This is a genomic window from Borborobacter xinjiangensis (genome assembly GCF_047739745.1).
In the GTDB taxonomy this organism is placed as follows: Bacteria; Pseudomonadota; Alphaproteobacteria; order Rhizobiales; family Rhizobiaceae; genus Pseudaminobacter.
This window is the reverse complement of record NZ_JBLLVA010000062.1, coordinates 1-6,070: the sequence shown is the minus strand read 5'-3', so window position 1 is coordinate 6,070 and position 6,070 is coordinate 1. Positions and strand designations below refer to the sequence as shown.

The window sequence follows — 6,070 nt, the reverse complement described above, 5'->3', positions numbered from 1 at the left end:
GGCGCCGCCGCACCACACGCCGTGGAAGGACGCCCTCGACGATTCGCTCGAGGCGTATCTGCAGAACGAATGACGGCCATGCCGGTGAACGGGAAAACCCGCGCCGGCATGCGCCTGGAGCATCGGACCCAACAGGGAACAGGAAGCCGATGCTGAATACGAATAATGGAGCGGCGTTCCGATAAGTCGGAGGCCCGCCGCTCTGGTCATCATGGATAACAGTGACCGTGGGAGGGCGGATGTTGTCTGACGAACCAGTTCTTGAAGTCCGTAACGTGACCAGGAAGTTCGGCGGCCTGACAGCCGTCAACGATCTGTCCTTTTCGGTTCGGCGCAACAGCATTCACGGTCTGATCGGCCCGAATGGCGCCGGCAAGACCACCACGTTCAGCCTGATCAGCGGCTACTACAAGCCGACGAGCGGCAAGATCCTCTATGAGGGTCAGGACATATCCGGCCTGAAGACCAGCCGGCTTGCCCGGCGCGGCCTCATCCGCACCTTTCAAGGCACGACGCTGTTTCAGGAGTTCAGCGTTCTCGACAATGTCCGCGTCGGCTGTCATCGCAGCGCCGGCGCCAGCTTCATTTCCCGCATCGTTGGGTCCGATGCGCCGGTCGAGCGCGGCGCCGAGCGGAAGGCCAGGGAAATCCTCGAACTGTTCGATCTGGAAGCGCTTGCCGACGAACCGACATCGAGCCTGCCGCACGGGCACCAGCGCGCACTGGGAATGGCTGTGGCGCTCGCCGCCGATCCGGTGGTGATCCTTCTGGACGAGCCTTTCACTGGGATGAACCCGGAGGAAACCCGGCGCATGATGGACCATGTCCGGCGCGTGCGCAGCGAGCGCGCCATCACCATAATGCTTGTGGAGCACGACATGCAGGCGGTGATGGGGCTATGCGAACGCATCACCGTCATGAATTTCGGCCAGCGATTGACCGAGGGTACGCCGGACGAAGTCTGCAACGATCCGCGCGTTATCGAAGCCTATCTGGGGCAAGCCGACGATGCTGCTTGAAATCCGCGACCTCCACGTCCACTACCATAAGGTAGCAGCGCTCAAGGGCGTCAGCCTCAACGTGCCTTCTGGCGGCATTGTCACCATCATCGGCGCCAATGGCGCCGGTAAAAGCACGACATTGCGCAGCATTTCCGGACTGGTTCGTCCGTCCAAGGGCGAAATCCATTTCGAGGGCGAGCGTGTCGACCATCTGGCCCCCGAACAGATCGTGGCGCGCGGCATCGCCCATGTTCCGGAAGGAAGGCGCGTCTTTCCCGATCTCAGCGTCGAGGAGAATCTGCGCATCGGTGCCTTCCTGAGATCCGACAAGGAAAAGATCGAAACCGACATCGAGGAAGTGTTCCACCACTTCCCCCGGCTGAAGGAACGCCGCACGCAATGGGCGCGCACGCTTTCGGGCGGCGAACAGCAGATGGTCGCGATCGGCCGCGCATTGATGTCCGGACCGAAGCTCCTGCTTTTGGACGAGCCGTCCATGGGCCTGTCGCCGGTGATGGTGCAGGAACTATCGCGCGTGATTGTTGCGATCGTCGAAACCGGCGTGCCGGTGGTGCTTGTCGAGCAGAACGCCAATCTGGCGCTGCGCCTGGCGTCTTATGCCTATGTGCTTGAGGTCGGCAGCGTTGCGGTGGAGGGCGCGGCCAGCGAGCTGAGGGCGAACGATCATGTCAGGAGGGCCTATCTCGGTGCCTGAGACCTGGGATTTCCAAGACCTTATTGCCGCCGGTTGGAGCGAAGCCGACCTCGAATGGGAGCAGCTGACCGAGGCGGCCGTCTCGGCCTTGGCGGCCGGGCGCAATAATGAAGCCTTTGAGACTTTCGGCGCGGCGTTGCGCCTTGCCCGCACCAAGCTTGCCAAGGACGACCCAAGGCTTGCCAGCAGCCTCAGCAATCATGCTGCCGCCATGGCAGCGGCAGGCGAGGGCGCCATGACCGGGCAGGTTCGCGCCTCCGCCCTGCAGGCCTGGGGCGATTGCGAGCGCTGGATCGGCGCGATGACGGCGCCGCGCACCGCGCGCTCGTCGCTTTTCCATCTGCGCATGGAGCGGCTTCACCGTCCGGCCTATGAGGAGCGCTGGAAGGTCAAGGGGCGGGAATTGCTGGCCGGCGTGCGCGCCGATCTCGGCGCGATGGAGGACCTGGTTCTGGTGGACGCCGTCACGGCCGGCGAGCGCCTTTCCCGTTGGCGGCGCGAGCGTCCTGTCGGCCTCAACGATCCGAGGAAGCTGCTCGGCGCGGTTATCCTGCTCGTAGCGCGCCACTCCGATCACTCGGAAGTCGCAGTACAAGGAGGTGAAGTAGCCGGCGTTTGATTAAGGGAGATTTTCCCGAACGAGTATCGAGAAACAGAGCGAACGAGTTTGGAACTATAAGGCATAGATAACGGAATGGGCCGAAGGGAGGAGATACCGGCGGCTCTTCACAAATTAGCGGAGGAGAATGCGATGAAGTCTGCGTCCAATATTTCGCTTAGCAGAAGGTCCCTTTTGGCTGGGGCGGCAAGTGCGGCATTGCTGCCCGTGGTCAGCTTTCCCCGCGTGAGCTTCGCGCAGGAGGATGTTGTAAGGATAGGCTTTCTGGCGCCGTTGACCGGACCGGTCGCCGCCTGGGGCAAACCCGGCCTAGACGGCTGCAAGATCTGGGCTGACTGGAAGAACGCCGCCGGCGGGCTGGAGATCGACGGCAAGCCGCACAAGATCGAGTTTGCGTCTTATGACGACGAGGATGATGCCGGCAAGGCGCGCGCCGGGGCGACCCAGCTCATCCGCGAGAACGAAGTCAAGTTCATCATGATGCTGGGCGGCAATTCCTGGCCGGGCGTCGAGGAGATCGCCGCGCGTCAGGGAATGCTGTTCTCGACCCTGCTGCCGAGCGATCTGACGCCCGATACCGAGACGCTGATTGCGCCCTGCGAGGTCCATCCGATCTATAACGTCACCGGCGTGGATTGGCTCGCAGCCAACAAGCCCGAACTCAAGACCGCGGTGATCTGCGCGCAGGACGATGCGTTGGGCAAGCCGTCGGTCGCCACCTATCTGGCCGCCTTCGAGGCCGCTGGTATAGAGATGGCCAGCCCGCCGCTGTTCTTCGATCCCGCCACCACGGACTTCGCACCGGTGATGACGCAACTTCTGGCCAAGAAGCCGGATATTCTGTGTCTCGACACCTGCTATGCCGACTATGTGCAGCCGCTGCTCGAGCAGGCATTCCAGCAGGGCTACAAGGGGCAGATCATTTCCTGCACCCTGGACTTCTATCAGCGCATCGTCGAGCGCACGTCGAAGGAATTCATGGAGGGCGTGATCTTCCAGTTCCCGGATTTTGACGACAAGGCGCTCAACGATCCGCGCGTCAACTTCCAGAAGCCGAACGAGTTCTACGCCGAATATGTCAAGCGCTATGGCGCAAACGAATGGTCGGCCGTGTCGTGGGAATATGCCTCGATCATGGACCTGTGGGCGGACGCCGCCCAGCGAGCCGGCAGCGTGGAGCCCGAGGAGGTGCTGACCGCCATGAAGGAAGGCGGCAAGGGCAAGCATGCCTTCGGCGAAGCGCGCTGGTGGGGCAAGGAGCTGTTCGGCCTCGACAATGCGCTCGTCGGCGACTGGCCGGTCGTCATCATCCGAGACGGAAAGGCAACGATCGCCGAGTTCCGCTCGATCCCCGATTGGTGGGACAAGCACGGTCCGCTGCTTATCAAGCATATGACCGATCTTGGCCAGATGTGGAGCCAGCGTACCTGAGCAAGACGGCCGAACCCGCATGCGGGTTCGGCCCCTCGCGATGCGAGGCTCTTGCGAAGCCAACCAACGGGAATAGCTGATGCCGGACTTCCTGCTGCAAACCGCCTTCAATGCCTCCTATGCCGCAAGCTATATGGCGCTGATCGCCGTCGGCCTGGTGCTGATCTTCGGCGTCATGGGCGTCATCAACTTCGCCCATGGCGAACTTTATATGGCCGGCGCCTATGCGGTGGTCTTCTTCTATGCCGGGCTCAGCCTGACTTTCATTGTTGCGGTCATGCTTGGCCTGGTTTTCGTCGGTTGCCTCGGCATGCTGATGGAACTGACATTGTTTCGACCATTACGAACCAATCCGCTAGGCGGATTGATCGCCTCGATCGGCTTCCTGCTGATGTTGCAGACGCTTGCCGTTCTCGGCTTCGGACTGCGCAACCAGCACGTGCCGCCGGTCTCCCAAGGTCGCATTACCGTTGGCAACGCCTTCCTGACCTATGAGCGTCTTTACGTGATCGTGGCCACCGTGGTGCTGTTGGCGGCGCTGTGGCTGTTCCTCAGGCGAAGTAAGTTCGGCTGGGCGCTCAGGGCATGCGCTCAAGACCGCGAGGCGGCTGCACTGCAGGGCATCTCCATCAACCAGACCGCCCGCTATGCCATGTTCATAGGCGCCGCACTCGCGGGGGTTGCAGGTGCGCTGACCGCGCCGCTGGTCGCGCCGACGCCCTATATGGGCCATACGGTGATCGTCACCGCCTTCATCATCATCATCGTGGGTGGCATCGGCAGCCTTGAGGGCGCGGTAGTGGCGGCGATCCTCTACGCCTTCGTCCACACCTTCGTCACAACCTTCTTTGACGGTGTCATCGCCAATATTGTCGGCCTTCTGTTGATGCTGGCCGTCCTGGTGGTCAAGCCGCAAGGCCTGTTTGGAGTACGCGAACGTGCCTGAACGCGCATCCATTAGCGGCCTCGGCCTATTCGGTATCCTCATGCTGGCAGCGGCGCTGGTCGTGGTGCCGCATGTGGTCAGTTTTTCACAACAGGAGCTTTTGGTCTTTCTCGCCATCAACGTCCTGCTGGTGGTGAGCTATCGCCTGCTGACACTGACGGGCGAGTGGTCGCTTGCCCATGTCGTCATGATGGGGGTCGGCGCCTATGCCAGCGCGCTCTACAGCAAGTCGCTCGGCTTTCCGGTGCCCTTGGCCATGCTGGCGGGCGCGGCGACAGCGGGATTGACGGCGGCCATCCTCAGCTTTCCTCTGTTCCGCATGAAGGGGTTCTATTTCCTGATAGGATCGTTTGCCGCGGGTGAGGTGATCCGCCTGATCTGGAAGCGTTTCAACGATCCGTTTGGCGGACCGAAAGGCATCAAGCGCATTCCGGGCTTTCCGGAGGTCGATCTCGGCTTCCTGCAGATCGATTTCTACCAGCCGGAAAATTATTATTATCTCGTCCTGGCGGTGGTCATCCTTTCCTTGTGGGTACTCTATCGGATCGAGAAGTCCCGGCTCGGGCTGACCTTTCATTCCATCCATTGGCAAGACAAACTGTCTGAATCGGTGGGCATTGATACGTTCCGCTACCGCATGCTGGCCTTCGTCATCGCCTCGTTCTTTGCGGGCGTCGCCGGCGCGCTCTACGCCCACTATCTGAGTACGGTAAATCCAAACCAGTTCGACGTGGACATCATGGTCTATGTGCTGATCTGGACGATCGTCGGCGGCACCAGCCGCTGGTACGGACCCGTGCTCGGGGTCATCGCGCTGACCATCATCGACGAGGTGGTGTTGCGCGCGATTGGCGCCGACCAGATCCGGCCGCTGCTTTATGGCGCAATCCTCATCCTCTCGATCCTGTTTCTGCCGAACGGGCTCGAAAGCCTGGTCATCAAGGCAAGTGATGCTTGGCGCAGTCGAGGCAAACCGGCTCCTGGCGCGGTGGTGCGTGCCACGCCGAAGTAAGCAATGCAATGCGCCGGCGCTGGATGGAAGCAGTGCCGGCGCTCAGCCCATGCAGTAGGAGCTCCGTGCGTCCGCTTGGACGCATAAAGGACGCTCTAAGACTTTGATTGAGCTTCGGATTGTTCTTCCGAGAACCGGGTCCACTCCTCGGTCCGATGCTCCAGCAAGGATTGAGCAATTCCGGGAAACCGGCTCCCTTGGAGCCGGCTTTTTCATGTTCGGGATCGAAGCCACACAGAAGATAGCGACCAGCTTTTTGAGCGCTGGAAAATACGCTATCTCAGGTCTTCGAAGTTCTGCGAAACATGCTCGTTTGCGAGTATTCGGGACAGGCTCCGCTACGCCG

General features: G+C 61.3%; 6 protein-coding genes. All 6 read left to right on the top strand.

The features are described from left to right. Window positions 1-239: 239 nt before the first annotated feature. Window positions 240-1,019 carry an ABC transporter ATP-binding protein gene (locus tag ACLKMW_RS26185; protein ID WP_415727447.1) on the top strand — a complete coding sequence of 260 codons (780 nt, stop codon included), beginning with the start codon at window positions 240-242 and terminating at the stop codon, window positions 1,017-1,019. Next, window positions 1,012-1,716, top strand: coding sequence for an ABC transporter ATP-binding protein (locus ACLKMW_RS26180; RefSeq protein WP_415727448.1), 705 nt, complete (start codon window positions 1,012-1,014; stop codon window positions 1,714-1,716). The genes ACLKMW_RS26185 and ACLKMW_RS26180 overlap by 8 nt, the downstream gene beginning before the upstream one ends. Then, complete coding sequence (locus ACLKMW_RS26175; RefSeq protein ID WP_415727445.1) at window positions 1,709-2,335, top strand: hypothetical protein; 627 nt, start codon at window positions 1,709-1,711, stop codon at window positions 2,333-2,335. Before ACLKMW_RS26180 ends, ACLKMW_RS26175 begins: the two co-directional genes overlap by 8 nt. Window positions 2,336-2,467: 132 nt before the next feature. Further along, complete coding sequence (locus ACLKMW_RS26170) at window positions 2,468-3,766, top strand: ABC transporter substrate-binding protein (protein ID WP_415727444.1); 1,299 nt, start codon at window positions 2,468-2,470, stop codon at window positions 3,764-3,766. 79 nt (window positions 3,767-3,845) lie between these two features. Next, window positions 3,846-4,712: a branched-chain amino acid ABC transporter permease gene (locus ACLKMW_RS26165; RefSeq protein WP_415727442.1), complete on the top strand. Its 867-nt coding sequence runs from the start codon at window positions 3,846-3,848 to the stop codon at window positions 4,710-4,712. Next, window positions 4,705-5,724, top strand: coding sequence for a branched-chain amino acid ABC transporter permease (locus ACLKMW_RS26160; protein WP_415727440.1), 1,020 nt, complete (start codon window positions 4,705-4,707; stop codon window positions 5,722-5,724). Before ACLKMW_RS26165 ends, ACLKMW_RS26160 begins: the two co-directional genes overlap by 8 nt. Window positions 5,725-6,070: the final 346 nt, after the last annotated feature.